This is a genomic window from Shewanella sp. JNE2, assembly GCF_023159115.1.
Lineage (GTDB): Bacteria > Pseudomonadota > Gammaproteobacteria > Enterobacterales > Shewanellaceae > Shewanella > Shewanella putrefaciens.
Map to the genome: position 1 here is coordinate 2,461,747 of NZ_CP096169.1, position 15,625 is coordinate 2,477,371.

Sequence of the window (15,625 nt, forward strand, 5' to 3'; positions counted from 1 at the left end):
TCGGCCCTATTATTGTTGTTCTAGAATTTTATGGCTTAAGAATAAACAGCCCTTGGCTGCCTGATAACCACATATTCCCTTGATTATCTTTTGCGATAGAAACTAAATTTTCCCCCTGACGACGAGTGACGATACGACTGGTGTCATCACTATTTAGCTGTATCACAACCCCCGCATTGCCGACTAAATAGAGTGTTTCATCTGAGATAGCCATAACCCCATTGATTGAAGATTGTACTGGCATCTCAATTTCATGCCATTGTTCCAAACTCAAATCGGTCTTAAATATATTTCCCCTCAGCCCCATCACATAGATTGCATCTCGCATTTCAATGGCATTAAACATAGAACCATCATAATCAAAACTAGTTCGGGTGAAGGTTATTCCCTTATCGTCCGATGAAGCCACTAAACCCAGTTCTCCGACTAGAATTAGGCGACCATCTTTTAAAGCGATAATGCGGTTAAAATGAGGTAATAAAGAAGCTCGCTCATCCAGATAGGCGGCTTCATCGCTACCTTTTAACTCAGCCAAATAAGCGACATCCTCTTCGGCGAGTAATTCTTCATGGAACTCGGCACGCCAATTAACGCCACCATCCCAAGTACGATAAAACAATCCATAGGCACCTATCGCCATACCTTCTCGTTCATTTAAAAACAGAATATCGAGAAAAGGCTTTTCAACCTCGCTAGATTGCATTTGGAGTTGCCATGTTTGACCGCCATCCTGTGTATGCAAAATCGTTGCGTCATGTCCAACAGCCCAACCTAATGTGCTATTAATAAAAAACACTTTAGTTAACTGAACCGATGTAGGCGTAATCACTTGTTGCCAATGGTTATCATAAACCAGTACATGCCCACGCTCACCCACCGCGACTAAGCGTTGACCCGTATCGGCAATGTCTAATATTAGTGATGAGCTAGCCAAAGGTTGAATTTGAGATGGCGGCGTAACTGATGTCGCAGAAAACAAAGAAGAACTAAATAAACAACTGAGACTGAGCGCAGTAACACAGTGAAGGATGCGAAACGACATACAAACTTCCTTAAACTAATGAGGGGCGCTTAGCGCCCCTTAATATTTGGCGATTAACGAATACCTTCACGACGTAAGGCGTCTGGGGTAAAGTTTGCTTCGCTCAATTTGGCATCAAAGTTATACATACCACTTTGGTTGTCTAAGCCCATCACCAAATAACGACGAGACTGTAAATCATGGAAAACCTCTAAAGTATTCCATTGCGTCGGTACTTCGTAATAGTTCAAACCATGGGCAACGGCGACACGGTATAACTCATCACGGTTATCATATAAATCGGCAACAGATACTTGCCATGAATCTTCATCTAGGTACATCACACGGGTTTTATAAATGTGGCGCATTCCTGGTTTTAATGTCGCCTTCACTTCCCAAACACGGTGTTTTTCCCAACGAACATACTCAGGATTAATATGACCCGCTTTTAAAATTTGGTTATATTTCAGCTTGTCTGAGTGCAATTTATAGTCATTATACGGAATATAAATTTCTTTCTTGCCAATCAACTCCCAGTTATAACGCACTGGAGAGCCGTTAAACATATCGAAGTCATCCGTAGTGCGTAAACCGTCCGAAACCGTACCTGGAGTATCAAAGGCCACGTTTGGTGCCTTACGTACACGACGCTGCCCCGTGTTATAGGTCCAAGCTTGGCGTGGCAATGCTTCTTGATCCATGGTTTCTTTAACCAAGAGGGCTGTTCCAGCCAAACGAGCGGGTTGAGTCACCACTTGCTTGAAATAGAATAAGGTATTGTTGGCTTTTAACTGTTCTAAGGTGATCTCAGGACGCGAGTATTCAAAACGAAGCTCTTCAGCCATTTCAACCAAGGTAAAGTTCCCATCAGCGGTCGGAGCTGCTTGGCTACGAGTCGTCTCAACATCCACTCCTCGGAAACGTAAAATATGGTTCCAAATAGCCTCTAACCCATTAGTTGGAATAGGAAATGGAATACCAATCGATGCACCTGACAAGCCATTTCCTTGTGCGACTAACTCAGCGCGAGTCGCGTTTGCTTTAGTGGCATCATAGACAAACTGAGGCACGGATGCGCTTCGGCGAGTCTTGTAGACATTCATTTTGTATGTGTCAGGATAAAGTTCAAATAACCGTAGCTGACCTGGCGTTAAAAAATCTTTATATTCTGCTTTGTTAGCATTCGTAATGGTGAATTCTATTTTATCCTCAGGAAAAGGATCGGGATGATGCATTCCTTTGGTATAGCCTGCAACAGGTTGCGTGATACCACCATCCCACGCCGGAATAGAGCCATCGGCATTACCCGCTTTTTCAGCACCCAATGGCGTTAATTCATTACCTAGTTTTGCTGCATCAGCCTCTGAGACTTTCGCCATTACAACAGGCGCTGCAAGTGCCATTATGACTGCACTCGCCAATATCGTCAGTTTCTTCATTGTTTTAATCCTTTTAGATCGAATACTTGATATTGAATGAAACATAATCACGATCTGCCATCGCATTCGTCGTACCCACACCGCCAAAGAAGTTGTTATAGGACAGATCTGCACCCCAGCGGTTTTGGTAGTCAAAATTAAGACCTAGTGCAACTGATTTACGTCCTTCCGTAAAAAGGAACATAGGATCTGGTGTGATACCGTCGACGTCATGGGAGAAAATCACCCTTGGAGACATATTCACACCCGCAAATAGGTTATTAAATTCAGCTTTAGCAACAATGCGATATCCCCAAGCAAAATCGGTTGGGAATGGGTTGGTTTCTGGACCATTGTGCAGTGCTTGAATAATTCCAGGCATATCTGGATTACCACCAGAGCGCGAAGTGCCAGGTCCATTGAGACGCAGTTCATCAAAACCAGGCATATCATGGATCCACACACCACCGACTTCGGCCAACATAGTTAAGTTATCTAAACCTAATGTTGGGCCAAATAAGTGTGTTAAGGTCATTTGCGCTTGGGTCGTATCCAAGCGAATAAACCCATCAACGGTTTCTCCTGGTTTAACATCTTTTATCTGGGAAATACCATCAAGATCAGGCCGTATTCCAGCATTGGCTAACTGCTGTGGCATACCCGCAAACAACAATTCCACATCATCAATCTGCAACGGCTCATCTTGACGGTGGGCGATTTCCGCAGCGACAGAAGTATCACCAATCAAGGTGTTAAAGCTAAAGCCATACAGCTTAATATCTTCTGGGTAGACAATTTGAGCCTTGGAAAAGCTCTTCAAACTCAGTAACAGTTCGCGATTAATATTGCCTGAGTTTTGGCCTATCGTTGCCAGATCAGCTATGATAGCCCCTGTACTGAAATCAGCCGCTGTACCACTGATCAATGGTCTACGGCTATGGTAGTTCATAAAATAGAACCCAAATTCGGTCTCGCCGAGTGAAGGTGCATAATAACCCAGCTTAATACCGTATTGCCCACCGTTGCTAGGCTCTTGTTCATCCTGCACTAAGGTCACTTTGGTTGGGTAAGCTAATCCCATAGACACCAATTGTGCTGTTGGGATAGTCTGACCACTGGCAATCATTCCTGCTAAGAGTTCATACTCTTGCATCACGAAGTCTAGATTAATATCTGGGTTCGCGTTAAAGCCAAGCTGTGCATTTTGGGCATAACCACCAAAACCCGCAAAATCATTGGTCGCAAAAATGGAGCCTGGCGTTGGAACCCAAATGGGTTGCCAATCGTATTGATAGAAAGCTTCAACTGTTAACGAATCAGTGATCCCAAGGGATGCCCACACCATGCCTTGAGGTCTAAAAGCTTCTTTCAACTCTGCGCCTGGTGCGTTAAGGATATTTAAATCAACAGCGTTAATTTCACTGATCCCATGGGCAATTAACGTACTTTCCCCCCATGAAACCACTTGGTTACCCAAACGAATGGATAAAGGGTTTGCACCATCGTTTAAATCGAAATTACCGTAAACAAAAGCATCAAGTAGACGAATATCCTTACATTGAACTTCAGATGCTCGGTTATCATCACAAGGATCAAATGCTTTACCTGTTATCGGGTCGTTGTAGTCATAATTACCGTCGTTTAATTTACGATCGTAAAAATACATACCGCGGGCAAATAGGCCATAGTTTTTATACTTAAGTGATAACTCATGTAAGCCTTTGAAGATCTCAGAAGTAGTATCACCCTGAGAATAAAGTAAATTACTTAAATCGTTGTTACTTGAATAAGAGCCTGGCTGAGCCCAGATCTCTGTAGAGGTATACTTAGTATTCCCAAATGCGCTGTAGTTAGACCAATCAAATTGAGGCTGATTCACTTTACCAATTTGACCAGACCAATCACGGTCTCCAACACGCCAACTCGCGCCAGCAGTCCAAGTTGAGTCAAATGTTCCCTTAACCTCACCCCAATCAAATGAGACTGCATTAACACTTGCCACTGTTAATAAACTCAATGCCGACGCCACCCCCAAAGCAAGCGCCGACTTGTTAAAGCTATTTTTAACCATTTTCATTTTAGCTCTCCGTACCCTGCTGGATTCTTTGTTTTAGGAATTACAACCAACATCTTGTTAGCTCACAGGTAACATCATTGTTACAGCAATTAATCCCCTTGAGCAAGGCACTATTAGAGAAAATTTTCTAAAGAATTAAGCACGTAGACATGTTTATGTCATAGATTTGTCAGAGAGGATTTAAATTAGAAAAGGGTAAGACAAAAGGCTGAGGGCAAAAAACACTAAAAAATCATAATATTCATTAACATAAAGAGCGACAAATTGTTACTTCATAAAATGTATATTCATCCACCCGTTTAAAGTAATTGCTCTAAGTAACAATAAATAAATATGAATTAAACACGATTTAATGAAACAAATTGTCCCTTATCATCTACAACTAATTTGAAATAGCCGTGGATCCCCTCTTCTGTTAAAAAACGTCGAAAATGGCGCCCATTGATCCATAATATTCGACCTTGGCTTTCGCGTACTTCCACTTTATCAGCAATACCCTGATAGTAAGGCAAAAAGTCTCGATAGCTGATCGTTAATTTGAAGTAAAATTCCATCAATAAATGGGGCGACATACACTGCCGCCCTCCTCCTACAGAATCCTAATTTGCCAACGCTTTAGATACTTTCTCATACATATCTTTAGACAAATCGGGCAACGCTAAGAGCAGCGCTAAGCAAGCCTTAATATGCATTTGACGTGCTAAATCAAATTTACTGAATTGGATTAATGGTATCACCATTCGTGCAGCCACCTGAGGATTGAGTTGATTTAATGTGATTAAGCATTCCGTTAAGAAAGCATACCCCTTTCCATCGGCACGGTGAAATTGGTCAATATTGCCTGCGGCAAAACTGCCAATGAGTGAGCGTACCCGATTAGGATTGCTCATACTAAAGCTGCTGTGTTGTTGCAATTGACGTAAACTATCAATGACATCATCTGCATTACGCGTTGCTTGCAACATAAACCATTTATCCATCACTAGCGGAGTATCTCGCCAACGCTGTTCAAATGTTGCCATTAATTCACTTCGACAAGGCAAATCACCAACATTCGCGGCCATTAAAGCACCGAGGGAATCCGTCATATTAGTCGCGTTTTCAAACTGGGATATGACAAAATCTTCAGCGCCAACGGAAACTCGGCTCATCCAATTTAGACATTGATTTTTAAGAGCGCGAGCCTGAGTACTTTCCACGGTCAACAGTGAACGATAAAGCGCAACTAACTCATCTTCACAATATGAGGCAAGTTCAGTTAATACAAACTCCCGAGCACAGACTAATGCATCTAAATCAACGGTTTCAACCTGCTCAATCAAGGCTGATGCGGATGGAATAGCTAAAATTTCAGCAATTAAAGCCTGATCTAGCACAGTATCAAGCAACACACCCTTGAAGCTATCACGCACCCTCTCATCCAGAGTCATCGCTTGCTGCTGTTGTAGATGAGTAACATTCTGCCAAATAGCTTGGCTTACCAAGGTGACAGAGGCTTCCCAACGCGCAACGTCACTGCTGGCAAAACGCATCAAATGGACTAAATGTTCGACACTAAAGTTATAATGCAATTTTACGGGTGCTGAAAAATCCTGCAGTAATGAAACTACCGGTTTATGGCTTAATCCCTCGAAACTGAAAACCTGCTCTGCCTCTTTAAAATCAAGTACTTCATTAACTAATGACACTCCTTTGGTATCTAAGAGTTCAATGCTGAAGGGAATATGTAATGGAGATTTACAGCCCGCTAATGTCTGTTTAAGACTAAGCTGATAAGTACCTGAACTTGCATCAAAACAGTCTGTTACCGTCACTATCTGGGTACCTGCTTGGCTATACCACAAACGGAATTGGGTTAAATCAACTCCGCTGGCATCTTCCATCGCAGCCACAAAATCATCACAAGTCACAGCTTGACCATCGTGACGTTTAAAATACAATTTCATTCCTGCCTGAAATTGAGTTTCGCCGAGCAAAGTGTGCATCATTCGAATCACTTCGGCACCTTTGTTATACACAGTAACAGTGTAAAAATTATTCATTTCAATCACTGATTCAGGACGGATCGGATGGGACATTGGGCCTGAATCCTCAGCAAATTGCTGATTCTTGATCACTTTAATTGCGTGAATTCTATTCACCGCCCGTGAACCTAAATCGGAACTAAATTCCTGATCACGAAATACGGTTAACCCTTCTTTTAAGCTTAACTGAAACCAGTCACGGCAAGTCACCCGATTTCCCGTCCAGTTATGGAAATACTCATGCCCGACAACTGACTCAATACCGTGGTAATCTTCATCCGTAGCAGTCAAGGTATCAGCAAGCACATATTTGGTATTAAAGATATTTAAGCCTTTGTTTTCCATGGCTCCCATATTGAAAAAGTCGACGGCCACTATCATATAAATATTTAAGTCATACTCGAGATCAAACCGTGATTCATCCCAAGCCATCGACTTTTTAAGAGACGCCATCGCATGGTTTGCTTTATGTAGATTACCTTTATCAACAAATACTTGAAGTATCACTTTGCGATGACTACGGGTGATAAATTCATCCTCTAGCATATCAAAATCCCCTGCGACCAAGGCAAACAGATAAGCAGGTTTCGGAAACGGATCTTGCCAGCACACATAATGGCGCCCACCCTCTAATGGCCCTTGGTCAATTAAGTTGCCGTTACTCAGTAAAAATGGAAATGCCGCACTATCCGCTTCTATTCGCACAGTATATTTGGCAAGTACATCGGGACGGTCGAGAAAATAGGTAATACGCCTAAAACCTTCTGCTTCACATTGAGTACAGTAAGCACCATCGGACATATACAAACCTTCAAGGCTTAAGTTTGCCTCAGGATCCAGCTTAGTCACTATCGCCAACTCAAACTCATCGAGGGTGGTTTCAAGAGTTAAGTATCCAGCACCGACTTGGTAAGGCACAGCTTCGCCATTGATAGTTACCGATTCAAGAACAAGATCATCACCATCAAGCGTTAAGGGATGTGTATGTGATGAAGTACGTTTAACAGTACTTGTCGCTTTAACACGCGTGTTTTTACCCGCTAAGTCAAAGACTAAATCAATGGTATCAATAGTGAATAGCGGGGCTTGATAATCTTTAAGGTACTTGGCTTGTGCTTGCGTCATTTCGATCCCTTTAACTCTGAGCTTAATAAGAAAAACGCGCCATAAGCGCGTTTTAATACGGGGTATATCTCTTTAGTCACACCTATTGCACATTAGTTTTAGCGAGCTTTTTAGCATCAATCATATCTAAGGTGATATAAGCGGTTTCGTCTAAAAATGGATCCGGTGCTTCAGTAGTATCTTTAATGTCTTCCATGGATTTAACCACAGCCAAACCTTGAGCAACACGGCGTTCATTGGTTCTATCTAACAATTTTTTCTCATCAGCTTCACGAGAAGCAATTCGTTCACTCTCAACTAAAGAAATGGTCTTCTCTTTGTGATGCTTTTTAAATTCAGCAATATCTTGATTGATATAATTAAACTCTACGCTGTCTTTAATTCGGTTGAGGTGTTTCTTCTCTAAGTTAACAACCAACTCAGGCATTACATCACTTAATCTATTGTATTGGGCTTCCGGAACTTTATCCCATGGCAATGCGTTTTTCTCTTCAGCTTCACCATACTCACCTGGCTCTAATGCACTTGGATAAGCAATATTAGGAGTGACCCCTTTAATTTGGGTGCTGCCACCATTAATACGATAAAATTTTTGAATAGTGTACTGCACATGACCAATAGGCTTATCATACATATCGTAAATACGGCCTAAACTCTTATGTTGCTGTACCGTGCCCTTACCAAAACTTGATTCACCCACAATTAATGCTCGGTCATAGTCCTGTAATGCAGCGGCGAAAATCTCAGATGCAGAGGCGCTATAACGATCAACCATCACAGTTAATGGGCCTGAATAGCTGGTTTTACCATCATTATCACGGTGTGCTGACACTCGGCCATCGGCATCCCGAATTTGTACGACAGGCCCCATATCAATAAAGAGTCCTGTCAGCAATACGGCCTCAGTTAACGCTCCGCCACCGTTTCCTCTTAAGTCGATAACAATCCCTTCTACTTTGGCTTCGTTAAGTTTAACGAGTTCTTTTTCAACGTCTTGCGACAAATTCATGTAGAAACCAGGGATTTGAATAACACCCACTTTACGATTGGCGTATTCACCTTCTTTAGGTTCAATCACTTTTGATGTTGCCGCGCGATCTTCGAGGCGAATCTTGTCACGAACTAAGGTCAAATTGAATGGTTTTGCATTTGAGCCACCCTTCTTAGGTAGAATTTGCAGAACCACTTTACTGCCTTTTGGCCCTTTTATAAGGTCAACAACATCGTCTAAACGCCAACCAATGACATCGACAATCTCGCCGCCCTCCTGACCAACACCAACAATTTTATCTTCGGGTGAAAGCTTCTCGCTACCAGCAGCAGGCCCGCCCGCAATCAAACTCTTGATCACTGTGTAATCATCTTCAAGCTGCAATTGAGCACCAATACCTTCAAGACTAAGGTTCATTTCCATTTGGAAACGCTCAGCATTGCGTGGCGATAGGTAGCTAGTATGTGGCTCTATGCTACGGGAAAAAGCATTCATCACACCTTGAAATACATCTTCACTGTTTGTTTGAGTGAGACGTTTGATCGCGTTGTTATAGCGCTTTTGTAAAATATCGACGATCTCAGGCCACTTTTTGCCTGTTAACTTAAGATTTAACGCATCATATTTAACACGTTGACGCCACAGTTCATTGATCTCAGCTTGATCCTTAGGCCAAGCAGCATCTTCCCTATCGTATTCGTACACATCAGCCGGAACTGTAAAATCAATTTCTTGATCCAATAATGACAAGGCATAAACAAAGCCTTCATAACGGCGCTTTTGCACTACATCAAACATCTTGTATGCAGGTTCAAGCTCACCGGAAATCAACATGTTATCGAATTGATTAATATAAGGTTTAAAGCTATCTACATCCGCTTGGGTCAATACATTGCGGCGATAATCCAATTGTTGTAGATAGCGATCGAAGATTTGCGCTGAAAACGCATCATCTAAGTTGAATCTGTGGTAATGCGAACGAGTATATAAGTCCGTCACTCTCTTACTGGCAACCTTATGTTGTGCCTCTTGCTTGAGAGTGGGTAACTCGCTGATTTGAATCGTGGGTGGTACGGCCCAAGCCGAAAATCCGACAAAAACAGTGGCAATCGAGATAGCCAAAGTGAGTTTTCGCATCAACAAGTTACTCCGTCTTAATAAATGATTACAGCAGGATATGTTCCGCTCTAACTTTAATCGTTAGACCGCTATCAAGCTGAACATGAATATCCTCTTTATTAATGTCAGTGATCACGCCGGCTACGGGTGTCATACCTAACTTAACATTAACACGTTGTTTTTTCGCTAAATCAGTCAACTGTGCTTGCACTAAATTGACCACTGGCGCAGCAACTTTAGGTGCTGGTTTAGCAGGACGCTCAGTTTTAGGACGTTGAGGAACGGCCACTTTCTTATGCGCTTTTTTGGCTGCAGCTTTAGGCGTACTAGGTGCTTTTGCCGCACGTTTTGCCTTCGCTTTTTCCTGACTTTCTTTCAACATGGCTTGAGCATGATCAATATGTTCTTGCTCTAACTCACCACAAGGTTCGCCATCGAGGTTAACCCGTTGTGCGCCTGCTTTTACACATTTCAGGTAACGCCAGCTGCTGGTATAACGTCTTAAGGCAACTCGTAGTTGAGTTTTACTGACCTTAGAATCATCAGCCAACCTTTCAGCCAAATCTTGAAACAATCCGATTTTTAATGGCTTAGTTTCACCTTCAGCAATAAAGCACAAAGGAAATGTTTCATACAAATACGCCAAAATTGCATTGGTGTCGGTCAACTTATCTGTTGATTCCATCATTACTTCCACAGTCAAAAAGGGACATCGAATTCGAGGTGATAAAAATCAGCTTCTTACGTGTCGTTTGTCTTCGTTAAGCCCAATATTGAGCCAAGGTACAAATTAGCATTCTCGCCGCATTTTCTAAAGTTAAAAAAGTATAACTTAACCATTTTTTACGGCTTAACACATCAAGCTTATTGATGACATTGGTGTCAAACCGGCTTAATCGATGCTGGCGCATATTATAAGGCGCACGCTAGCGATTGCGACTATGAATTATGTGTTATTGCACGCAAATTAATCAAATAGGCAATTTTCAAAGCTTTTAACTAACAATTCCAGCCCTTTTTGGTCGTCTTCATCAAAACGATCGAAGCTCGGACTGTCAATATCGAGCACTGCAATAACTTTTCCGTTAGCACGAACTGGCACAACAATTTCAGAATTACTGGCAGAGTCACAGGCGATGTGTCCATCAAATTGGTGTACATCTGCAACCCGTTGCGTCTGATTAGTGTATGCGGCAGTCCCACAGACGCCTTTTCCTAAAGGGATGCGGGTACAAGCCACTTTACCTTGGAACGGGCCTAACACTAATTGCTCACCACGCATAACATAAAACCCAACCCAGTTAAGATCGGTTAAGTTATCATTCAGCAAGGCGGAAAAGTTTGCCATTGCCGCCACAACATCATCTTCACCTTCAAGCAAAGCTAACGCTTGACGATTCAGTGACTCATAAAATTGCGATTTCATTATATTTCCTAACCTTGTCTACTCTGCCGCTTCAGCTTTTTTCGCTGTTTTCTTGGTTACCGCTTGATTCGTTGGCGTACTATTAACCTGAACGACGCCTTTAAGCAAGTTCGTCAGCTCATCTTTATTACTAGCAAAATAAAATGCGAGCCGTTCGCTCAGACTTTCATCAATGCCTAATTCAGATTTTTGAATGAAGGGGATCAGGTTATCAGCGATATCGAGCATCTTATCGTAGGCATCGGCCTCCTTTTTCGATGTGAATGTCATCTTTTCAACCCCTTCTCTTACCACGACAAACTGTGTAATAACTGCCATGACTGCCTCGCACTGTTTTTATATACAGTAACCAGAATGACATAGATCGAACTTGTGATGCAAGTGTTCTGATTAATCTGGTATTATCAGGCGGCTTTCATTAGTGAGATAAGCGAGTTTTTCTGACGTTTCAATGTCCAACAGCATATCACTGATGGTTGGACACTTAATTTCTTAGTCATTTTGGGGCTAATTAAATATTTTTATATGCATGAAAACACAGTAGAAAACTCTGTAATCCTCTGTCGTTCCTGCGACTTGGCTATCCGCAAACGCGCCTTACCCTCAGGTGTTAGAGCCCTATGTCCGCGTTGCAGCACTGCACTCTATGATACGCCATATTGCTCAGTAAATGGCATGTTAGCCTTGTGTATTACTGCGCTAGTATTTTATTTTCCAGCTAATTTTTTGCCTGTACTTGAGATCCATTTCCTCGGCAGTATTCGTACTACTACCGTGTTTCAAGGTGCATTTGCCGTATTTGAGCAAGGCTACTGGGTGGTAGGTTTAGCGGTATTAGCGGCTGCGGTAATAGGTCCAGGATTATTGATTTTATCCATTCTTACACAGATATTAATTGTCAAATGGGGGCTTTCTATCCCCTTTTGGCGTAACAGTTTAAAACAGTTATTGAAACTTCAAGGCGTGCTTTCTCAACTGACCATGTTAGAAATTTACGTGATTAGCTTTTTAGTTTCATCATTTCAATTATCTGATTTTTCAGATATTTATTTTGGAATGGGTACATTTTGCTTCACAATGTTGTTTCTCGTGACCTTATTTTTACAACGGGAATACGATCTAGAGCATATGTGGACCCTATTGGATGGACATCGCTAGTATGAAACAGCAAGGTAAGGATATTGGCCTTTGTCTATGCCGTGTGTGCCAACAACTCAACACCACAGGTAGCACTCACTGCCTGCGCTGTGAGGCAGAGTTAAAGGTTCGTGATTACAGTAGCTTGCAAAAAAGTTGGGCGCTACTCATCACGGCCGCAATTTTATTGGTGCCCGCCAATCTATACCCAATCACTATACTGACTAATCAGGGACAAGTGCGCCACGATACGATTTTTTCAGGGATCATCCATTTAGTGCACTCAGATATGATCCCTATCGCCATTATTGTGTTTATCGCGAGTATCTTAGTGCCTTGGGTTAAAATCATAGGACTGTCCATTTACCTATGCGCGATCAGTTTTGAGCTTCCGATTTCAAAAAAGAAGTTAATGGTGGGATTTCATGTTATCGAGTGGATTGGCCGTTGGTCTATGCTTGATTTATTCGTAATTTCGCTCACTGTTGCGCTCGTTAATATGGGGCAACTGCTAGACGCTAAGCCCGCACCTGCAGCCACTGCATTTGCATTGGTTATTTTGTTAACTCAGCTCGCTGCAAAAGTTTTAGACACTCGTTTACTCTGGGATCGATTGGACACTCAAGATGACACAAATTGAATCGCCAAAAGTTGTGAAGAAAAAACTCTTTTCGCCCATTTGGCTGCTGCCGATTGTTGCACTCGCGCTCGGTGCTTGGCTTGGTATAAAAAGCATTAAAGAATCGGGGATTGAAATTCAAATTCACTTTCCCAGCGCCACAGGGATTGATGTGGGTAAAACCTTAGTGAAATATCAAGGTCTGACCGTCGGTAAAGTCAAAGACATTGGTATAGATGACGATCTCAAAGGTGTGAATGTCAAAGTGGTAATGGATTATCGCGCTAAGCCATTCTTAAATAAAGAAACCTTATTTTGGTTAGTGACACCTAAAGCCAGTATTACTGGTGTTGAAGGTTTAGATGCGCTGTTTTCTGGCAATTATATTGCGATTCAGCCAGGAAAAGGTAATGCGTCTACGTTCTTTGAGGCAGAACGACAAGCGCCGCCGATGCAAATAGGCTCTGAAGGCGTAATGATTGAATTAACTTCGGATAAACTCGGCTCTCTGGATGTGGGCTCACCTATTTTCTTTCGTCAAATCCCCGTCGGTAGTGTAGTTAGCTATCGATTAGCAGGTAATACTAATGTTGTTATCAGCGCCTTTATTCAAGAGCAATATGCGAGATTAGTGAAGAAAAACTCCTTATTTTGGAATGTATCAGGCGTTAAAGTTGATGCCTCACTCTCGGGCATTAAGGTCAGCTCAGAAAGCTTAGCGTCAATCCTTGCAGGTGGGGTTACTTTTAGTTCAGATGATACTGCGCCAGTCGCACAAAACGGCGACAGTTTTTCACTCTATGATTCAGAGGCTAACGCTATTGGTGGTGTCGATATCAATCTCACCATGGATGATGGTAATGGTGTAGAGAAAGGCACACACATTGTTTATCGGGGAATTCATGTTGGTACGATTGTAAGCAAGCAATTAACCACAAACGGCGTGACTGCAATTGCAAAGTTTGAAAATCAATACACCCATTTATTAACTAATGATGGCGTATTTTGGTTAGAAGGGGCTGAAATCTCACTTTCTGGCATAAAAAACCCTGGACGCTTACTCACTGGTAGCGTGATCAACTTCTTACCCGGTACTGGGTACCAAAACGTCCTACCGAATAATTTCGTCCTGCAATCTAAAGCGCCCGATATGTTGAAGTCGAAAAAACGTTTTTTAACGATAACTTCTACCGAAAATATGGGTATTGCCGCAGGTGCAGAGGTTCGTTACAAGCAGCTCCCTATCGGCACTGTATTGAGTGTCAAATTGACCCAAGATTTATCTGCTGTCGAATATCAACTCGAATTACAGCCCGAGTTTGCCAGCCTAGTGCGAAGTGATAGCTACTTTGTGCCAGAATCGGCTCTCGCAATTGAAGCTTCACTTGACGGTGTATCCGTCAAATCGAGGGATTTTACCACGCTCACTAAAGGAGCTGTCAGCCTTATCCTAGGTAAGAGTGAAACGCCTCTTGCGGCCAATACCAGTCTTCCCTTATTCAGCTCAATCGATGCGGCAACCGCCTTTTTTGATCGTCAACATAAAGTTCATTTGACCTTAATCAGTCAAGATGGTGCAGATGTTAGCCAAGGTTCACCGGTTTATTATAAAAAAATGCAGATTGGTATAGTCCAATCCATTAATTGGCAAAGCAAAACAGAAGATTTTGTCATTAAACTCGCCATCGACAAAGAGTTTCAACCGCTGTTGCAAAAACCTAAGGTCTTTTGGCGTAATAGTGCAATAGAAGTGAACGCCAGTCTTGCAGGTATCGATGTCGCGGTTGCGCCGCTGCAAGGCGCATTAAAAGGCAGTATCAGTTTAGGCTTACTCGATAGTGATAATGTTAAGCCCACTAAAACATCTACAAGTTTAAAACTCTATGAGAATAAGCAATTTGCGTTAACACAGGCACAACCTATCAGGCTCACGTTACCCGCTTCAGCCAAACTTGATGCAAAAGCCGCCATTCGTTACCAAGGCCATCAAGTAGGCGAAGTGTCACAAGTGAAACTCAATGCTGACCTAAATACATTAACGGCTACAGCTTACCTTTATGGGGAATATGCCGATCATTTCAGCCGCAGTGATTGTGAATATCATTTAGTGGATGCACAAATTTCACTCGCGGGGATCAAAGCGCCAGAAACCCTCATAACAGGTCCATATATTGGTGTACTACCGGGTAAAAGTAGTCAAACAGCGACTCAGTTTATTGCCAATGTGGTCGCTAGCAGTTACGCCAATGTACCCGAAGATGCGCTAAAGTTCACCTTAGAAGATGCGAGCTTAGGGTCAATGAAAGTAGGAACACCTATCTTCTTCCGTGGGATTAAAATCGGCCAGATCAACGGTTATGGCTTATCAAAACAGGGCAACAGTGTGCTGATGCAAGCTCATATTGAACCTCAGTATAGCCATCTTGTTAATCAAACTAGCCAGTTCTGGGATGCTTCAGGCATCAAAGTGGATGTGGGAATATTCTCAGGCGCTAAGATTGAAGCGGGTTCACTGGAGACCTTGCTTGCCGGTGGGATTAATGTGGCCACAAAAGCAACAACCCAAGACAATAATCGACTCGCCAATGGCTCAATCATCAAATTGCAACATAAAGTTCAAAATGAATGGCAGGAATGGGCTCCAATTCAATAGCATGCTTGCCTGTTT

At 42.4% G+C, this 15,625-nt stretch carries 12 protein-coding genes; 3 read left to right on the top strand and 9 right to left on the bottom strand.

Features of this window, described 5'->3' with window-relative positions:
- Positions 1-28: 28 nt before the first annotated feature.
- The 9 genes from MZ182_RS11015 to MZ182_RS11055 form a co-directional block, all read right to left on the bottom strand.
- Positions 29-1,042 (bottom strand): WD40/YVTN/BNR-like repeat-containing protein, encoded by a 1,014-nt coding sequence (locus MZ182_RS11015; RefSeq protein ID WP_248066072.1) that lies wholly within the window; start codon positions 1,040-1,042, stop codon positions 29-31.
- A 53-nt stretch (positions 1,043-1,095) separates the two neighbouring features.
- A complete protein-coding gene (locus tag MZ182_RS11020; protein ID WP_011789143.1) occupies positions 1,096-2,460 on the bottom strand; it encodes a DUF1329 domain-containing protein in 1,365 nt (454 codons plus the stop codon).
- 13 nt (positions 2,461-2,473) lie between these two features.
- Positions 2,474-4,516, bottom strand: a complete 2,043-nt coding sequence (locus MZ182_RS11025) for a DUF1302 domain-containing protein (RefSeq protein ID WP_011919423.1) — start codon at positions 4,514-4,516, stop codon at positions 2,474-2,476.
- 338 nt (positions 4,517-4,854) lie between these two features.
- Positions 4,855-5,070, bottom strand: a complete 216-nt coding sequence (locus tag MZ182_RS11030; RefSeq protein ID WP_025007815.1) for a DUF2835 domain-containing protein — start codon at positions 5,068-5,070, stop codon at positions 4,855-4,857.
- Between the two features lie 45 nt (positions 5,071-5,115).
- Entirely contained in the window at positions 5,116-7,665 is a 2,550-nt protein-coding gene (gene pepN / locus MZ182_RS11035; RefSeq protein ID WP_248066075.1) for an aminopeptidase N, read from the bottom strand.
- A gap of 82 nt (positions 7,666-7,747) precedes the next feature.
- On the bottom strand, positions 7,748-9,793 hold the full coding sequence (gene prc / locus MZ182_RS11040; RefSeq protein WP_248066078.1) for a carboxy terminal-processing peptidase: 2,046 nt from the start codon (positions 9,791-9,793) through the stop codon (positions 7,748-7,750).
- 28 nt (positions 9,794-9,821) lie between these two features.
- Entirely contained in the window at positions 9,822-10,460 is a 639-nt protein-coding gene (proQ, locus tag MZ182_RS11045) for an RNA chaperone ProQ (protein WP_014610697.1), read from the bottom strand.
- Positions 10,461-10,742: 282 nt separating this feature from the next.
- Positions 10,743-11,201: a GAF domain-containing protein gene (locus MZ182_RS11050; protein WP_011789137.1), complete on the bottom strand. Its 459-nt coding sequence runs from the start codon at positions 11,199-11,201 to the stop codon at positions 10,743-10,745.
- 18 nt (positions 11,202-11,219) lie between these two features.
- Positions 11,220-11,519 carry a YebG family protein gene (locus MZ182_RS11055; protein WP_011789136.1) on the bottom strand — a complete coding sequence of 100 codons (300 nt, stop codon included), beginning with the start codon at positions 11,517-11,519 and terminating at the stop codon, positions 11,220-11,222.
- A gap of 207 nt (positions 11,520-11,726) precedes the next feature.
- Here MZ182_RS11055 and MZ182_RS11060 point away from each other — a divergent pair, with 207 nt between their 5' ends.
- The 3 genes from MZ182_RS11060 to MZ182_RS11070 are packed head-to-tail and all read left to right on the top strand — an operon-like array spanning position 11,727 to position 15,610.
- The gene (locus MZ182_RS11060; protein WP_014610700.1) at positions 11,727-12,359 is read left to right on the top strand and encodes a paraquat-inducible protein A; all 633 of its coding nucleotides are present in this window, start codon (positions 11,727-11,729) and stop codon (positions 12,357-12,359) included.
- 1 nt (position 12,360) lies between these two features.
- Positions 12,361-12,978 carry a paraquat-inducible protein A gene (locus MZ182_RS11065; protein ID WP_248066080.1) on the top strand — a complete coding sequence of 206 codons (618 nt, stop codon included), beginning with the start codon at positions 12,361-12,363 and terminating at the stop codon, positions 12,976-12,978.
- Positions 12,965-15,610 carry an MlaD family protein gene (locus tag MZ182_RS11070; protein ID WP_248066083.1) on the top strand — a complete coding sequence of 882 codons (2,646 nt, stop codon included), beginning with the start codon at positions 12,965-12,967 and terminating at the stop codon, positions 15,608-15,610. The genes MZ182_RS11065 and MZ182_RS11070 overlap by 14 nt, the downstream gene beginning before the upstream one ends.
- Positions 15,611-15,625: the final 15 nt, after the last annotated feature.

Excerpts from the sequence above, each read along its gene's own strand:
- MZ182_RS11060 (WP_014610700.1), top strand. The coding sequence starts at position 11,727 with ATGCATGAAAACACAGTAGAAAACTCTGTAATCCTCTGTCGTTCCTGC.
- MZ182_RS11025 (WP_011919423.1), bottom strand. The coding sequence starts at position 4,516 with ATGAAAATGGTTAAAAATAGCTTTAACAAGTCGGCGCTTGCTTTGGGG.
- MZ182_RS11070 (WP_248066083.1), top strand. The coding sequence starts at position 12,965 with ATGACACAAATTGAATCGCCAAAAGTTGTGAAGAAAAAACTCTTTTCG.
- prc (WP_248066078.1), bottom strand. The coding sequence starts at position 9,793 with ATGCGAAAACTCACTTTGGCTATCTCGATTGCCACTGTTTTTGTCGGA.
- pepN (WP_248066075.1), bottom strand. The coding sequence starts at position 7,665 with ATGACGCAAGCACAAGCCAAGTACCTTAAAGATTATCAAGCCCCGCTA.
- MZ182_RS11055 (WP_011789136.1), bottom strand. The coding sequence starts at position 11,519 with ATGGCAGTTATTACACAGTTTGTCGTGGTAAGAGAAGGGGTTGAAAAG.
- MZ182_RS11015 (WP_248066072.1), bottom strand. The coding sequence starts at position 1,042 with ATGTCGTTTCGCATCCTTCACTGTGTTACTGCGCTCAGTCTCAGTTGT.
- MZ182_RS11020 (WP_011789143.1), bottom strand. The coding sequence starts at position 2,460 with ATGAAGAAACTGACGATATTGGCGAGTGCAGTCATAATGGCACTTGCA.
- proQ (WP_014610697.1), bottom strand. The coding sequence starts at position 10,460 with ATGGAATCAACAGATAAGTTGACCGACACCAATGCAATTTTGGCGTAT.
- MZ182_RS11065 (WP_248066080.1), top strand. The coding sequence starts at position 12,361 with ATGAAACAGCAAGGTAAGGATATTGGCCTTTGTCTATGCCGTGTGTGC.
- MZ182_RS11050 (WP_011789137.1), bottom strand. The coding sequence starts at position 11,201 with ATGAAATCGCAATTTTATGAGTCACTGAATCGTCAAGCGTTAGCTTTG.
- MZ182_RS11030 (WP_025007815.1), bottom strand. The coding sequence starts at position 5,070 with ATGGAATTTTACTTCAAATTAACGATCAGCTATCGAGACTTTTTGCCT.